This window comes from Conservatibacter flavescens (genome assembly GCF_002795425.1).
Lineage (GTDB): Bacteria > Pseudomonadota > Gammaproteobacteria > Enterobacterales > Pasteurellaceae > Conservatibacter > Conservatibacter flavescens.
Map to the genome: position 1 here is coordinate 13,347 of NZ_PHHA01000018.1, position 14,971 is coordinate 28,317.

The 14,971-nt window shown below is 39.4% G+C and carries 15 protein-coding genes; 9 read left to right on the plus strand and 6 right to left on the minus strand.

Annotated elements, in window-relative coordinates:
* The first annotated feature begins 31 nt into the window (after positions 1-31).
* On the plus strand, positions 32-1,855 hold the full coding sequence (locus tag CVP05_RS07205) for a DEAD/DEAH box helicase (RefSeq protein ID WP_100288897.1): 1,824 nt from the start codon (positions 32-34) through the stop codon (positions 1,853-1,855).
* A gap of 76 nt (positions 1,856-1,931) precedes the next feature.
* Positions 1,932-2,426 (plus strand): tRNA adenosine(34) deaminase TadA, encoded by a 495-nt coding sequence (tadA, locus tag CVP05_RS07210; RefSeq protein ID WP_279324785.1) that lies wholly within the window; start codon positions 1,932-1,934, stop codon positions 2,424-2,426.
* A 38-nt stretch (positions 2,427-2,464) separates the two neighbouring features.
* On the opposite strand, the gene pflA is transcribed toward tadA, so the two are convergent.
* The 3 genes from pflA to focA form a co-directional block, all read right to left on the minus strand.
* The gene (pflA, locus tag CVP05_RS07215) at positions 2,465-3,205 is read right to left on the minus strand and encodes a pyruvate formate lyase 1-activating protein (protein ID WP_100288898.1); all 741 of its coding nucleotides are present in this window, start codon (positions 3,203-3,205) and stop codon (positions 2,465-2,467) included.
* 174 nt (positions 3,206-3,379) lie between these two features.
* Positions 3,380-5,692 (minus strand): formate C-acetyltransferase, encoded by a 2,313-nt coding sequence (gene pflB, locus CVP05_RS07220; RefSeq protein WP_100288899.1) that lies wholly within the window; start codon positions 5,690-5,692, stop codon positions 3,380-3,382.
* 71 nt (positions 5,693-5,763) lie between these two features.
* Entirely contained in the window at positions 5,764-6,615 is an 852-nt protein-coding gene (gene focA / locus CVP05_RS07225) for a formate transporter FocA (RefSeq protein ID WP_100288900.1), read from the minus strand.
* 223 nt (positions 6,616-6,838) lie between these two features.
* On the opposite strand from focA, the gene hinT reads away from it, so the two are divergent.
* Both hinT and CVP05_RS07235 read left to right on the plus strand, forming a co-directional pair.
* Positions 6,839-7,189 (plus strand): purine nucleoside phosphoramidase, encoded by a 351-nt coding sequence (hinT, locus tag CVP05_RS07230; protein ID WP_100288901.1) that lies wholly within the window; start codon positions 6,839-6,841, stop codon positions 7,187-7,189.
* Position 7,190: 1 nt separating this feature from the next.
* Positions 7,191-7,559: a YcfL family putative periplasmic lipoprotein gene (locus CVP05_RS07235; protein ID WP_100288902.1), complete on the plus strand. Its 369-nt coding sequence runs from the start codon at positions 7,191-7,193 to the stop codon at positions 7,557-7,559.
* A gap of 47 nt (positions 7,560-7,606) precedes the next feature.
* Here CVP05_RS07235 and CVP05_RS07240 read toward each other — a convergent pair whose 3' ends face one another.
* Positions 7,607-8,404, minus strand: coding sequence for a tetratricopeptide repeat protein (locus CVP05_RS07240; RefSeq protein ID WP_100288903.1), 798 nt, complete (start codon positions 8,402-8,404; stop codon positions 7,607-7,609).
* Between the two features lie 156 nt (positions 8,405-8,560).
* On the opposite strand from CVP05_RS07240, the gene nagZ reads away from it, so the two are divergent.
* Both nagZ and rlmC read left to right on the plus strand, forming a co-directional pair.
* Entirely contained in the window at positions 8,561-9,607 is a 1,047-nt protein-coding gene (nagZ, locus tag CVP05_RS07245) for a beta-N-acetylhexosaminidase (protein WP_100288904.1), read from the plus strand.
* Between the two features lie 4 nt (positions 9,608-9,611).
* Positions 9,612-10,805 carry a 23S rRNA (uracil(747)-C(5))-methyltransferase RlmC gene (gene rlmC / locus CVP05_RS07250; protein ID WP_100288905.1) on the plus strand — a complete coding sequence of 398 codons (1,194 nt, stop codon included), beginning with the start codon at positions 9,612-9,614 and terminating at the stop codon, positions 10,803-10,805.
* Between the two features lie 58 nt (positions 10,806-10,863).
* Here rlmC and CVP05_RS07255 read toward each other — a convergent pair whose 3' ends face one another.
* Both CVP05_RS07255 and CVP05_RS07260 read right to left on the minus strand, forming a co-directional pair.
* Complete coding sequence (locus CVP05_RS07255; RefSeq protein ID WP_100288906.1) at positions 10,864-12,600, minus strand: DUF3413 domain-containing protein; 1,737 nt, start codon at positions 12,598-12,600, stop codon at positions 10,864-10,866.
* Entirely contained in the window at positions 12,597-12,824 is a 228-nt protein-coding gene (locus tag CVP05_RS07260; RefSeq protein ID WP_100288907.1) for a YejL family protein, read from the minus strand. Before CVP05_RS07260 ends, CVP05_RS07255 begins: the two co-directional genes overlap by 4 nt.
* 135 nt (positions 12,825-12,959) lie before the next feature.
* Here CVP05_RS07260 and yejK point away from each other — a divergent pair, with 135 nt between their 5' ends.
* The 3 genes from yejK to CVP05_RS07275 all read left to right on the plus strand — a co-directional run bounded on the left by yejK (position 12,960) and on the right by CVP05_RS07275 (position 14,951).
* A complete protein-coding gene (gene yejK / locus CVP05_RS07265; protein ID WP_100288908.1) occupies positions 12,960-13,973 on the plus strand; it encodes a nucleoid-associated protein YejK in 1,014 nt (337 codons plus the stop codon).
* 91 nt (positions 13,974-14,064) lie between these two features.
* Positions 14,065-14,484 (plus strand): outer membrane protein assembly factor BamE, encoded by a 420-nt coding sequence (gene bamE / locus CVP05_RS07270; protein WP_100288909.1) that lies wholly within the window; start codon positions 14,065-14,067, stop codon positions 14,482-14,484.
* A 110-nt stretch (positions 14,485-14,594) separates the two neighbouring features.
* Positions 14,595-14,951 (plus strand): RidA family protein, encoded by a 357-nt coding sequence (locus tag CVP05_RS07275; RefSeq protein WP_100288910.1) that lies wholly within the window; start codon positions 14,595-14,597, stop codon positions 14,949-14,951.
* The last annotated feature ends 20 nt before the right edge of the window (positions 14,952-14,971 follow it).

The window sequence follows — 14,971 nt, forward strand, 5'->3', positions numbered from 1 at the left end:
GCACTTCTTTTCTCATTTTCGAGTATTTTACATGACTGACAAAAAAATCACTTTTGGTGAATTAGGCTTGCCTGAATTCATTCTTTCTGCTGTTTCAGATTTAGGTTTTGAAACACCTTCACCCATTCAACAAGCTTGCATTCCACATTTATTAAATGGGCAAGATGTTTTAGGAATGGCTCAGACGGGAAGCGGAAAAACAGCCGCTTTCTCTTTGCCATTATTGGCGCAAATTAATCCTGACGAACGTTATCCACAGATGCTAGTAATGGCGCCTACTCGTGAGTTAGCAATTCAAGTTGCGGATGCCTGTGAACACTTTTCTAAAAATGCTAAAGGTATTCACATTGTGACCCTTTACGGTGGTCAACGTTATGATATTCAATTGCGTGCGTTGAAACAGGGCGCGCAAGTTATTGTAGGTACGCCTGGACGTATTTTAGATCATATTCGTCGTGGTACATTGGATTTATCAGAGTTGCGCTTTATTGTATTAGATGAAGCCGATGAAATGTTGCGCATGGGATTTATTGATGACGTTGAAACGGTCATGGCTGAATTACCAGAACAACATCAAACAGCCTTATTTTCTGCAACTATGCCAGAACCTATTCGTCGTATTACCAAGCGTTTTATGCAGAATCCACAAGAAGTGAAAATTCAAGCCACTCAGCGTACTGCGCCTGATATCACTCAAAGTTATTGGAAAGTAGAGGGATTTCGTAAAAATGAAGCTTTGCTACGTTTCTTAGAAGTGGAAGATTTTGATGCCGCTATTATTTTCACGCGTACCAAAACAGGTACATTAGATGTCACGGAATTATTAGATAAAAATGGTTTCCGTAGCGCCGCATTAAATGGTGATATGACCCAACAATTACGTGAACAAACCCTAGAACGCTTACGTAGTGGTAGTTTAGATATTGTTGTTGCAACCGATGTCGCGGCACGTGGAATTGATATTGAGCGTATTAGTTTAGTGGTGAATTACGATATTCCACTTGATGCAGAGTCTTATGTTCATCGTATCGGGCGTACAGGGCGAGCAGGACGCGCAGGGCGAGCATTATTATTTGTTGAACCACGTGAGCGTCGTTTATTACGGAATATTGAACACCTAATGAAAAAACCGATTGATGAGGTTAATGTACCGAATCATCTCGTGTTAGAGCAGTCTCGTCGCCAGAAGTTCCAAGAAAAAATTACGAAACAACTAGAACATCATGACTTAGAGTTGTACCGTAGCTTGTTAGAAGATATGTTTACTGCAGATCAATCGCAAGAAGATATTGCCGCTGCGATGATGATGTTATTGCAAGGTAAACAAAAAATGATTTTACCTCCGGATCCTATCGTTAAACCTCGTCGGGAACGTACTGAAGAACGAGGAAGACGAGACCGTAGAGAACGTGAAAACTCACGTTCAGCAGAACGTCGTGGTTATGGTAATCCGCAGCCGATGGATTTATATCGTATTGAAATTGGTCGAGCAGATGGTGTGGAAGTCCGACATATTGTGGGCGCGATTGCAAATGAAGGGGATATCAACAGTCGTTATATTGGGCATATCAAATTGTACGATGATTATTCGACCATTGAATTACCGCAAGGCATGCCAAAAGAATTACTACAGATGTTTGGTAAAACTCGCGTATTAAATAAACCAATGCAAATGTCCTTTGTTAGCGATGTGCGTAGCCATAGTGGTGCTGAACGCAATGAGCGTCGAGGCGGAAAAGGAGAGCGTGGTGAGCGCAAATTTAATGATAAAAAGCACCGCACTTTTAATGAGCGTGGTTTTAACGAACGTCCAAGAGGCGAGCGTAAAGGCAGTCGTTCTCGTGGAAGAGGATAATTTTCTGCTAAATTGATAAGTATACGGGTGAGCTTAGCTTGCCCGTTTTATTGCCTAACTATCCAAGGGAGACAAAGTGCGGTCAGATTTAGATGAAAAATTTATGCGCTATGCTCTTATGCTCGCAGATAAAGCTGAGCAAGCGGGAGAGATCCCCGTCGGAGCTGTTTTAGTGAATGAGCAAGGGGAAATTCTTGGGGAAGGGTGGAATTTATCCATTTCGCATTCTGACCCTACTGCGCATGCTGAAATTATCGCCCTACGTGCAGCGGCCAAACAGTTGCAAAATTATCGCTTACTTAATACAACCTTATATGTGACGTTGGAACCTTGCACTATGTGTGCTGGTGCGATTTTACATAGCCGCGTGAAACGTTTAGTTTTTGGTGCTTTTGATTATAAAACGGGAGCTGTAGGATCGCGTTTTCACTTTTTTGAAGACTACAAAATGAATCATGCTATAGCAATTAGTAGTGGCGTGTTGTCAGAAGAGTGCGGTCAAAAACTGAGTACTTTTTTTCAAAAACGTCGTGAACAGAAGAAGCGAGCAAAACAACAGCTTGAAAGTTGAAATGGGCAAATTAATCAATTTAATCTGCCCATTTTTTGTTAGTATTTCACTGAATGCCCATAACTTTCCAAAATGGATTTAATATGTTCAAGGGAATCTTTGGTGGGTGGATTCACATCTTCTAGTTCATATTCTTGACCAAGTGCTTCCCATTTATGTGCACCTAATCGGTGATAAGGTAATAATTCTACTTTCTCTATATTTGTCATACCTTCAATAAATTGGCCTAGACGATGTACTGAATCATCATCATCTGTCCAGCCAGGCACAACGACATAACGGATCCATGTAGGCTGATTACGTTTTTGTAGGTATTTAGCAAATTCTAGGGTACGTTTGTTGGGCACACCGATGAGGTTTTGGTGTATGTCATCGTTGAGTTGTTTTAGGTCCAGTAAAACAATATCAGTGACATCAAGTAATTCGTCTATTACCGCATCGTAGCGGCGCACATAGCCATTTGTGTCTAGGCAAGTATGAATGTTTTCCGCTTTACAAGCACGAAACCAATCACGCACAAACTCGGCTTGCAAAATAGCTTCACCACCTGAGGCCGTCACTCCTCCGCCTGAGGCTTTCATAAAATGACGGTAAGTGACAACTTCTTTCATTAATTCTTCAACAGTGATTTCTTTGCCAGCATGTAGATCCCAAGTATCACGGTTATGGCAATATTTACAGCGCATTAAGCAGCCTTGCAAAAATAAGATAAATCGAATACCTGGACCATCGACCGTACCACACGATTCAAAAGAATGGATTCTCCCCACTGCAGACATAATAACCTCAATCAAAAAGATGTTTAACTGAGGTTATTTTACCTGAAAAAGTCTTATGTGATAAATAGATCTTCTAATATAAAATAATCGCAGAATAACAAAATCCAATGTTTTATCTCCTTTAAAAAAAAACCGCCCTAAAAGAGCGGTTTATTTTAATAAAGTTTTGTGAAATTACATACTTTGGGTAAAAGTACGGGTAATGACATCTTGTTGTTGCTCTTTAGTTAAAGAGTTAAACCGCACAGCATAACCAGAAACACGAATCGTTAATTGAGGATATTTCTCAGGATTATTCATCGCATCTAATAGCATGTCTCGGTTCATTACATTAACATTCAAGTGCTGACCGCCTTCGACTTCTGCCTCGTGGTGGAAATAACCATCCATTAAACCAGCAAGATTGCGTTTTTGTGCTTCGTAATCTTTACCTAACGCATTTGGTACGATAGAGAAAGTATAAGAAATACCGTCTTTCGCATAAGCAAATGGCAATTTAGCGACCGAAGTTAATGAGGCAACCGCACCTTTTTGGTCACGACCGTGCATAGGGTTTGCACCTGGTCCAAACGGTGCGCCCGCGCGACGGCCATCAGGTGTGTTACCTGTTTTTTTACCATAGACGACATTTGATGTAATCGTTAATACAGATTGGGTCGGTACTGCATTTCTGTAAGTCGGGTGTGTTTGCACTTTTTTCATGAAACGTTCGACTAGGTCACATGCAATTTCATCTACGCGGTTATCGTTATTACCAAATTGTGGATATTCACCTTCGATCTCAAAATCAATAGCAATATTTGAAGCAACGACATTACCATCTTTATCTTTAATATCACCACGAATCGGCTTAACTTTTGCATACTTAATCGCAGAAAGTGAATCGGCTGCGACGGAAAGCCCAGCGATACCACAAGCCATTGTGCGATATACATCGCGATCATGGAATGCCATTAACGCGGCTTCATAAGCATATTTATCGTGCATAAAATGGATAATATTTAATGCAGTGACATATTGAGTTGCTAGCCAGTCCATAAAGCTGTCCATGCGGGTCATCACGTCATCGAAATTTAAATACTCATCGGTGATTGGCGCAGTTTTTGGTCCAACTTGCATACCATTTTTCTCATCAACGCCCCCGTTGATAGCGTAAAGCATGGTTTTAGCTAAGTTAGCACGCGCACCAAAGAATTGCATTTGTTTGCCCACAATCATCGGAGATACACAGCAAGCAATGGCGTAATCATCGTTATTGAAGTCAGGGCGCATTAAATCATCATTTTCATATTGTACAGAAGAGGTATCAATGGATACTTTAGCGCAATAGCGTTTAAATGCGTCTGGCAATTGTTCAGACCAAAGAATTGTTAAGTTTGGCTCTGGTGACGGACCCATTGTATAGAGCGTGTGCAAGAAACGGAAGCTGGTTTTTGTCACTAAAGTACGACCATCTAACCCCATACCCGCTAAGGTTTCAGTTGCCCAAATAGGGTCTCCAGAGAACAATTGATCGTATTCAGGGGTACGTAAGAAGCGCACCATACGTAATTTCATGACTAAGTGATCGATTAATTCTTGTGCTTCTTGCTCAGTGATTTTGCCTGCTTTTAAATCGCGCTCGATATAGATATCTAAGAATGAAGATACGCGACCAAATGACATTGCCGCACCGTTTTGTGATTTGACAGCTGCAAGATAAGCAAAATATGTCCATTGTACGGCTTCTTTAGCGTTAGTCGCTGGGCCTGAAACATCAAAACCATAACTCGCAGCCATTTCTTTAATTTTGCCTAATGCACGGTGTTGTTCCGCAATTTCTTCACGTAATTGGATTGTGGCTTGAATATCTTCACCTGCCTCTAATTTCCCTTGTAATGAATTAAATTGACGGACTTTATCTTTCATTAAGAAATCAGCACCATAGACAGCTAAACGACGATAGTCACCGATAATACGACCACGACCATAAGCATCAGGTAAACCAGTTAACACACCGGATTTACGGCAGCGTAAAATATCAGGAGTATAGACATCAAACACGCCTTGGTTATGGGTTTTACGATATTCAGTAAAGATTTTTTTGACTTCTGGATCTAATTGACGGCCATACACTTGACATGAACCCTCAACCATTTTAATCCCACCAAATGGCATAATCGCGCGTTTTAATGGTGCATCAGTTTGAAGGCCAACAATTTTTTCTAAATCTTTATTGATATAGCCTGGTGCATGAGAGGTAATAGTAGATGGATTAGAGGTATCAAAATCATAAGGTTCATGAGTTTTATTTTCTACCTTGATCCCTTCCATGACCTTTTCCCACAGTGTTGAAGTAGCAGGTGTAACTTCAGCCAGGAAAGATTCGTCACCTTCATACGGCGTGTAATTTTTCTGAATAAAATCACGTAAATTAACCTCATTTTGCCAATCACCGCCGACAAAACCAGACCATGCTTGTTGTTGCTGTTCAGTTAATTGAGTCATGTTGATATATTCCTTCTATTGATAATAAAAATAGTACAAAAGTGCGGTCAAAAACCACATCTTTTTCCAAATTAATGGGGACGATTGATATACCATTGCCCTAAAGCAACACAACAACCGCCACCTAAAATATTGCCTAAAGTAACTGGAATTAGATTTCGTATGACTAAATGATAGACATCTAAATCCTTAAATTGTTCAGAATTTAGTCCGATGGTTTGCCAAAATTCAGCATCTGCGAACTGAGAGATCATTATCCCCATCGGGATCATAAACATATTTGCTACGCTATGCTCAAAGCCTGAAGCAACAAACATTGAGATAGGTAAAATCATAATTAATGCTTTGTCTGTTAGGGTTTTGCCAGCATAAGTCATCCATACGGCAATACAAACCATAATGTTACAAAAAATGCCTAAGGCAAAGGCTTCCACCCAAGTGTGGTGAATCTTATGCTGTGCCGTTTTTAAAATGGTTAACCCCCATTGGCCATCAGCGGCCATGATTTGCCCGGCAAACCATGTGAGTAGTACGATGAATATTGCACCTATAAAATTTCCGCAATAAACCACACACCAATTGCGTAATAACTGTGTCCAACTGATTCGGCCACTGGCTTTTGCGACTAAGGTCATGGTTGAGGAGGTAAAAAGTTCAGCACCACAAACGACGACCATGATAACGCCTAAAGAAAATACAATACCGCCAACGAGTTTTAATAATCCCCATGAGACTCCGTTTGCGCCTGTTTGAGTTGTGGTATAAAAAACAAAGGCAATGGCAATAAAAGCGCCAGCCGGAATAGCGGAAAGGAAAGAGTAAAATTGTTTTTTGCTTGCTTTGTATACACCAATATCTTCAGCAAGTTGCGCTATTTGTGTTGGCGTTAACATCGTATTTTGCGAATTGTCGTCAGTTCTCATGTGGGCATGAATCCTTACAAATGGTGATTCAAATTTTTTTTATATTTTGTACTTTTTGTTAATTATAAGGTCTTTTTCTCGCCAATAACAGGGTTGTTTACACTTAAAGAGGTAGGAAATCGTAGTTTATTGATCCAGATCAAGTAATGTTGAAAATTGCTATTTAAGCCATTTTCTGTTACAAAGAGTAATCTATTTTTATCTCATTTTATAAGGGCGAGTTATGGCAGAAGAAACCATTTTCAGCAAAATTATACGTAAAGAAATTCCTGCAAATATCCTATATCAAGACGAATTAGTGACGGCATTCCGTGATATTTCGCCACAAGCAAATACGCATATTCTGATTATTCCCAATAAATTAATTCCAACAGCAAATCATGTAACGGAACAAGATGAGCTCAGTCTTGGGCGTTTGTTTACCGTTGCGGCAAAATTAGCGAAAGAAGAGGGGATTGCGGAGAATGGTTATCGTTTGATTGTTAACTGCAATCAACACGGAGGGCAAGAAGTATTTCATTTACATATGCATCTTGTTGGTGGTGAACCCCTTGGTAAAATGTTGGCGAAATAATATGAAAAGATCCATTTTTCTAATTATGTTGACCGCACTTTTGGCCGCTTGTTCCAGCCCAAAGCCAAACTTAGTGCATACAGACAGTCCGATTGTCAATATTACGGCTGAATTAGATCCACTTGTTGATGTGGGCGCATCGCAAAATGGCGCATATGTGAAAAATAAAACGGAAAGTATGGTTTCATTGCGCTATTTACTCACTTGGTATGATAAGCAAGGTGTCACACAGCTAGCCGATTATCAAACACCGGAAGCATGGCATGCTTTAAGTTTAACGCCTAAACAACGCTATGATATTCCTTTACAGCGTCCAACAGCGCAAAGTGTGAATTATCGTTTATATCTCACTGAGCAAAGAACCCATTAATACTATGTAATAATAAAAAAGCGGTGAAAACTTCACCGCACTTGATTTTATTTATAACCTTGACGTTCTAAGCGTTTCATATTTCGATAAGCTGTATCATTGTTAGAATCAAATTTGTAGGCTTTTTTATATAATTCCATCGCTTTTGTTAAGTTATGTTCACCACCACGATTTTTTTCATACATTACACCTAAATTATTTAATGCCATAGAATGATTTTTCTTCGCGGCAAGTTCATAGTATTCACGTGCTTTAACATAGCTTTGGCGATAGCCATTACCATTTTCATGCTGCCAGCCTAAAGCGAATTGAGCGCTAGCACTATTTTGCGCAGCAGCGGCTTCAAAATAACGGTTTGCGAGGGCTTGATTTTTGCTTACACCTTGTCCATCACGAAACATATAGCCTAAATTACTTTGAGCGATGGGATTGCCTTTGCGGGCGGCTAATTCATAATAATGGCGCGCTTTGGCATAATCGCCTTTATCTTGATAATACAATCCAATTCCATTAGTGGCTCGACCATAACCTTGTTGGCTTAAGTATTCATAGATTGCTAGGGCTCTTTCTGGATTTTTTAAGCTGTGATCTGCGATGCCTCTGAGATAAAAATTAGCTAAGATAATTTGTACATCAGGGTTTTTGCTATTGGCTTTTTGGCAGGCGTTGAGCGATTCTTTATGGTAGCGATGATCGAAATACAATACGCAACGTCCCTCCCAAGTGTCGGTTGTGTATGTTCGTTCGGTTTCTTTTTCTGTCGGATAGACAAATTGATCACTACTTTGACAAGCGGCAACTAAAACACTTAGCGCCATAACCAAAAATGTTTTTTTGAGTTTCATTGTTGTTTCCTCAGTTTTAATAAAAATCCTCCTATTCAAAAAAAAAACAACTTCTGTCAAGCAAAAAATTATTTTTTTAAATTTTTCTATTTTTAGAGAAATAGGAGAATATCTGCTAAAATATGCGCAATTTTTTATGAATGAGAATAATGATTTATGTCCACTTTGTTGATTGATATTGAACACCAGACGTTGCAGCAAGAAGAGGTTGAATTATTAGAGCATCCCCTTGTTGCGGGGTTAATTTTATTTAGCCGTAATTTTCATGATCGCGCCCAATTACAGGCTTTGATTCAATCTATTCGTCAACGAGTAAAAAAACCGTTATTAATTACCGTTGATCAGGAAGGGGGAAGAGTACAGCGCTTTCGAGAGGGATTTACGCAACTGCCAGCTATGCAAGCGTTTGCCGAGCTAATTTCCGATCCTATGCAACAAAAAATGATGGCAACGGAAGCCGGTTGGCAAATGGCGGCAGAGATGATCGCATTGGATATCGATCTGAGTTTTGCGCCAGTATTGGATTTAGGGCATGTTTGTCGAGCGATTGGCGATCGTAGTTTTCATCGCGATATAGATCCTGCCATTCAGTTAGCAAGTGCATTTATTTATGGTATGAAACAAATGGGAATGGCCACAACGGGCAAGCATTTTCCTGGACATGGGCATGTGCTTGCGGATTCTCACCTAGAAACCCCATTTGATGATCGAGAAAGTGCGGTTATTTTTCAGCAAGATTTGAAGCCATTTGAACAGCTAATTGCGCAGAATATGCTTGATGCGGTGATGCCTGCTCATGTGGTTTATACGCAATGTGATACACAGCCTGCAAGTGGTTCAGTCTATTGGCTCCAGCAAGTATTACGTCAACAGCTAGGTTTTCAAGGCGTGATTTTTTCAGATGATCTGGGCATGAAAGGCGCGGGCTTTATGGGGGATTTTGTTGCGCGCTGTGAAAAATCCTTTATGGCCGGTTGTGATATTTTATTGCTTTGTAATGAACGGGCAGGTGTAGTTCAAGTACTTGATCATTTTAATCCCACAGAAAGTGTCGAACAAGCAGCATTAAGGGCTAAACGTTTGGCTGCTTTGTTTAAGCGCAAGAGCTTATCTTGGGCTGAATTAGAGTGTGCGCCACGTTGGTTAGAAAATCGTAAAAAATTGACCGCACTTCAACAACAGTGGTTAACAACAAAAGGCTAATTGTATGAATTTAGCTGTAAATTGTTCCCATTATTTGCGTGGAGAATGTCGCTCATGTCAATGGCTTGAGCGTGCTTATTCTGTACAAATTCAAGATAAAACACAGCATTTAACATTACAATTATCTCATTTGGATTGTAGTCAATTAACTTGGCTTCCTCCTTTTGTATCGGCACAAACACATTTTCGTAATAAAGCTAAAATGGTGGTAAGTGGTACAGTTGAACGACCTATTTTAGGTATTTTGCGCGATCCAAATGATCCAACAAGTGCGGTAGATTTGTGTGATTGCGCGTTGTATCCCCAATCATTTCAGCAGTGGTTTCCGATCTTAAAAGATTTTATTGCTCGAGCGGGTTTAGTGCCATATAACATTCAAAAGCAGAAAGGGGAATTAAAATATATTTTACTCACCGAAAGTCGTTTTTCTGGCGGATTGATGTTGCGCTTTGTTGTGCGAAGTGAGGCTAAATTGCCGTTAGTACAACGAGAACTTAAAGGATTGTTGACAAAAATTCCGCCATTACAAGTGGTGAGCTTAAATATTCAGCCTCAACACGCCGCGATTTTAGAAGGTGCGCAGGAGATCTTTTTAACAGAGCAAAAAACCTTAGAGGAACGTTTTAATCACATTCCTTTATTTATTCGTCCGCAAGGTTTTTTTCAAACTAATCCTAAAGTAGCAGAAGGGTTGTATCGTACGGCACAACGCTGGGTTGAGCATTTACCGATTACTAAGTTATGGGATTTATTTTGTGGCGTAGGTGGATTTGGTTTACATTGTGCAGCGGCATTACAAGAAAAAAATCCGACAAGCGATATTGAGCTAACCGGTATTGAAATTTCGCCATCGGCTATTGCTTCCGCCACATTATCGGCGCAACAGTTGGAACTTTCTCAAGTTACATTCCGATCTTTAGACAGTGCGCAGTTCGCTTTGAAGCAAGATGACAATGTGCCAGATTTAGTGATCGTTAATCCGCCACGACGAGGCATTGGCAAAGTATTGGCGCAATTTCTTAATCAAATTCAACCGCACTTTATCTTGTATTCCAGCTGTAATGCCGAAAGCATGGGAAAAGATTTAATGGAGTTGAGCCATTATCAGCTGTGCCAAATCCAGTTATTTGATATGTTTCCTCATACTGCGCATTATGAAGTGTTGGTCTTGTTGCAGAGGAAGTCAATGATTTCCTAATAAGTATTTGACTTTTCCTGATCTTAAAATGCTTGGCAACAAGGAAAAGCCAAATCGGTTATTTATGCAAAAAGCGTTGATTTTGATTAAATACTTCCAAAAATAATCCCAATGGTGGACGTTGAGAATTTTCTTGTTCATAGTTACGATTATATTTTTGATAATTCCCTTTGTTATCAATATGATATTGTGTGCCATCAGGGGTAATGATGGCATACCAACGATAATTCGCCGCCATTACCCAATTGGATTGACGCTGCGGATTGAATAAATTCTCACCTTGTGCATAATCGCTTGCTGGATTTTTTACTTGATATAGCGGCAGTAGAGTTGGCAACAGATCCGCATGGCTACTGAGTTTTTCATATTTTCCCATTGGGAAGTCACGCCAATGGATAATCATTGGCACTTGGATCTCTTCTCGCGCGAAATAATTGCGTTGCGTATTTTCATCCTGATTTTGGAATGTGTAGCCCTGTTCGGCACTAATCATGATTAAGCTATTATCTAAATCAAGTTGAGGCAAAATTTGAGCGAATAAACGATCAAGTTCTGCTAAGTCGGTGTTATAGGTTTCCGTGCTTAAATTAGGGCGAATATTTAAGCTGATATAGGCAAAGTGCGGTTGATTTTTTTCTTGTTTTTGCTGCCAATGAATAAATGCTTGCACTGCGGCTTGGTTGGTTTGTTTGGCAATGAGATGTTTTGTTTGTCGATAAAATAAACTTTGCCCAAATAAACTGTCTTTAAAGCTAGAAGCTGAAAAGAAAGCTTGGTGATATTTTTCTTGATCAAGTGTTTGTAATAAAACAGATGGTGTGTGATTGTTTAATACACTGTCAGTATAGTTACCGTTTAGTCCATAAAACAAACCGAGTAGCCCAGCATTATTACTATTACCAGTGCTGTAATGGTTCATAAATTGTGCGGAACTCTCCGCAAATTTGGCTAAATGAGGCATTTTTTGTGGAGAAATGGCATCATATCGTAAACCGGAAATGGTAATAAATAGAATATTCGGGCGAAGAGGATTTTGGCCAAACTTAAGGGCGTTTAGCGGATAATCCACTTTCGGTGCGTCTAAGCGTCCTTCTTTTTGGATCGTTTCATCGTATTCCGTTTTATCTAAAAAACCATGTTTTTCGAGAAAGGTTCGCGCAGTCATCGGGTACGATAAGGGGAAGTTTGATTTTTGCATTGTAATTGGACGATAAATAAACGCATCAGCCCAACTGTAAATAAGATGTGTGGCAATGAAACAACCGATGAAAAAAGGTGCCACCCATTTTCGCCAACGTTGTCGACTTAAGCTACGTAATTTATCCCAAGACCAGCGCGAAAACAGCATTTGCGCTAATAATACAATGGGCATTGGTGCAAAGAAGATTTGCCAATTTCGTGACAGTTCGCCATTTTCAGGGTTAACCAGTAAATTCCACACGACTGAAGATAAATGCAGATTAAAACGCGCAAAAACCTCCGTATCAACCAATAATAAAGTTTGTCCAATGGTGGCTAAAATAACACTGACCCCACGAAAAGTGCGGTGGTTTTTTATGATAAAACTTAAAGGGAAAACAATTAGCAAATAACAGGCAAAAACCGCAAAGCTAAAGTGTCCTAATATACTGATAAAAAAGTAGATTTTACCTAGTAATGTATCTGGCCAGTCGATCAGAAAAGCATAACGAGAACCGATCGCGATTGCCCAAATAATATTAAAAAAAGCAAACCAGTGACCCCAAGAAATTTTTTGTGAGGTTTCTTCTCGATATTGTCTGCTTAGTTTGATCATGATGATTTTTTACTTTTAACGGAATCCAATAAGGCATTGGAAAACGCCTGCGCCAATACGATACGTTGATTTTCACCTACGCTACTGGCTAATAAATTAGTGACCATATTGCCTAAAACCATAAGGGATAAATCCACTGGTGCTTGGTGTTTTTCAATGACTGCGATCATATCATTTAAAATTGCCTCGACTTGTTTATCTTGGTATTTAGAGCGTGTGGTCATGATTTGCCTTATCTTGATGATTAATATTCTAACGATTTACTCAATATTAGCACATTTTATTGCTTTTTAAGCTAAAAAAGTGCGGTTAATTTTATTATAATATTTTTCAGACGTTCAAACTATTGGAAAAGAAAAATGAGTATAAATGTTAGCCAAATCGTATTACATCAATTGATCCTAACGCCAGTTGAAGAAGGGCAAGCGCCACAACTAGCAACGCAGCTACGCCACGAGTTATTGCCTATTACATCAGAGGTGGAGCAGATGATGTTGCAATTACATCAAGGTTATCAAAATAAAACCAAAGGTTATGGCATATTTCAGGATTCCTCTGAGTTTGCTCAATTGTTGAACAATCTGTTAGAACAGGAAACAGATTTTTTAACCATGAGCCATCAGGCTGCACAACGTTTAAGCCAAGAATTAAGTCAATATGTATTTGCAGATAGTGGCACATTTGTTATGTGTCAGTACAATTTTTTAGCCACGGATTATCTGTTTATTGCGTTGTTGGATAGCCGTTCAAGTATGTTGGTTGATGAGAATTTGGAAATTCACCGTACTCAGTATTTAGATATTAATCAATTTGATATTGCGGCACGGATTAATTTAACAGAATTGCAGTTAAAAGCTGACTCAAATCGTTACTTAACTTTTGTGAAAGGGCGAGTAGGGCGCAAAGTCGGGGATTTCTTTATGGCATTTTTGGGCGCTGAAACGGGGCTTGATCCGCAAGTTCAAAATCAATGTTTATTGCAAGCTGTGAGTGATTATTGCGAGCAGGGCGAACTGAGCCAAGAGCAAACCTATGCGGTGAAAAAACAAGTATTTGAATATTGTAAAGGGCAAATTAATGCAGGCGATGAAATTGCATTAGGGGATTTATCGGAAAATATACCGAAATTAAACGAACAATCTTTTTCTGAATTTACTGTTGAGCAAGATTATGGTTTGGAGCAAAGTATCCCGCCAATGCGCTCTGCGTTGAAATCCTTAACTAAATTTTCGGGTTCAGGCAAAGGCGTGACATTGAGTTTTGATGCGGAATTATTGAATAACCGCATTGTTTGGGATGAAATGACGGATACGTTAACGATTAAGGGGATTCCACCCAATTTGCGCGATCAATTACAAAAACAAAAAGCATAAAATAACATGGGAAAATCAGAATTAATTTGGCATTTCAATGAAGTTTCGGTATTATCTGCAGATATTTGCAGTATTTTATAGGATAAAAACCATGCAATTAAAATCCATTATCAGTGCACTTGTGCTGGCATTAAGTGTGACGTCATGCTCAACAGTGAGTAAACTTGTGTATCGTATTGATGTGCCACAAGGCAATTTTTTAGAGGCCTCAAAAGTAGCACAATTGCAAACAGGAATGAATGATAAGCAGGTGCAATATTTATTAGGTACGCCGATGCTTACTGATCCATTCGGCGCAAATACTTGGTACTATGTGTATTTAGAACAACGTGGCTATGAGACACCAGAGCAACATACTTTAACGGTGAATTTTAATCAACGTAACATTGTGACAGATTTCCATTTAGATAAGCCATTGCCTGATGATAGTCAGGTTGCAGTAAATAATGCGATTATTGAATCACAAAAAACAGAACCACGTAGATGGTGGAAATTTTGGCAGTATTGGTAAACTAGCGTATTTCCCCATGAGAGTTTAAAAACAGTAAGTTTGCTATGAGCTTGCTGTTTTTTATTTTTCTTAAAGTAAGCATGAACAAATTAATGGAAGAGAATAAAATAATGATTAAACGTATTGATGTCAGTTCACGATTTTCAGAAGTCGCTATTTATAATGGTGTCGCTTATCTTGCCGGACAAGTACCTACAGATGAAACGCAAAATGCCTATTGCCAAACCCAGCAAGTATTAAGTGAAATTGATAAATATCTCGCCAAAGCGGATAGCGATAAAAGCCGTATTCTAATGGCAACAGTTTATCTGGCGGATATGGCTGATTATGATGAAATGAATCGAGCTTGGGACGAGTGGGTTGCGCCAAATAATGCCCCGCCTAGAGCTTGTGTTGAAGCACGTCTTGCAAATCCTAATTGGAAAGTCGAGATTGTGGTCAATGCGGTATGTTCAATTAAAGAATAGAACATTAACGCTTTTATCGT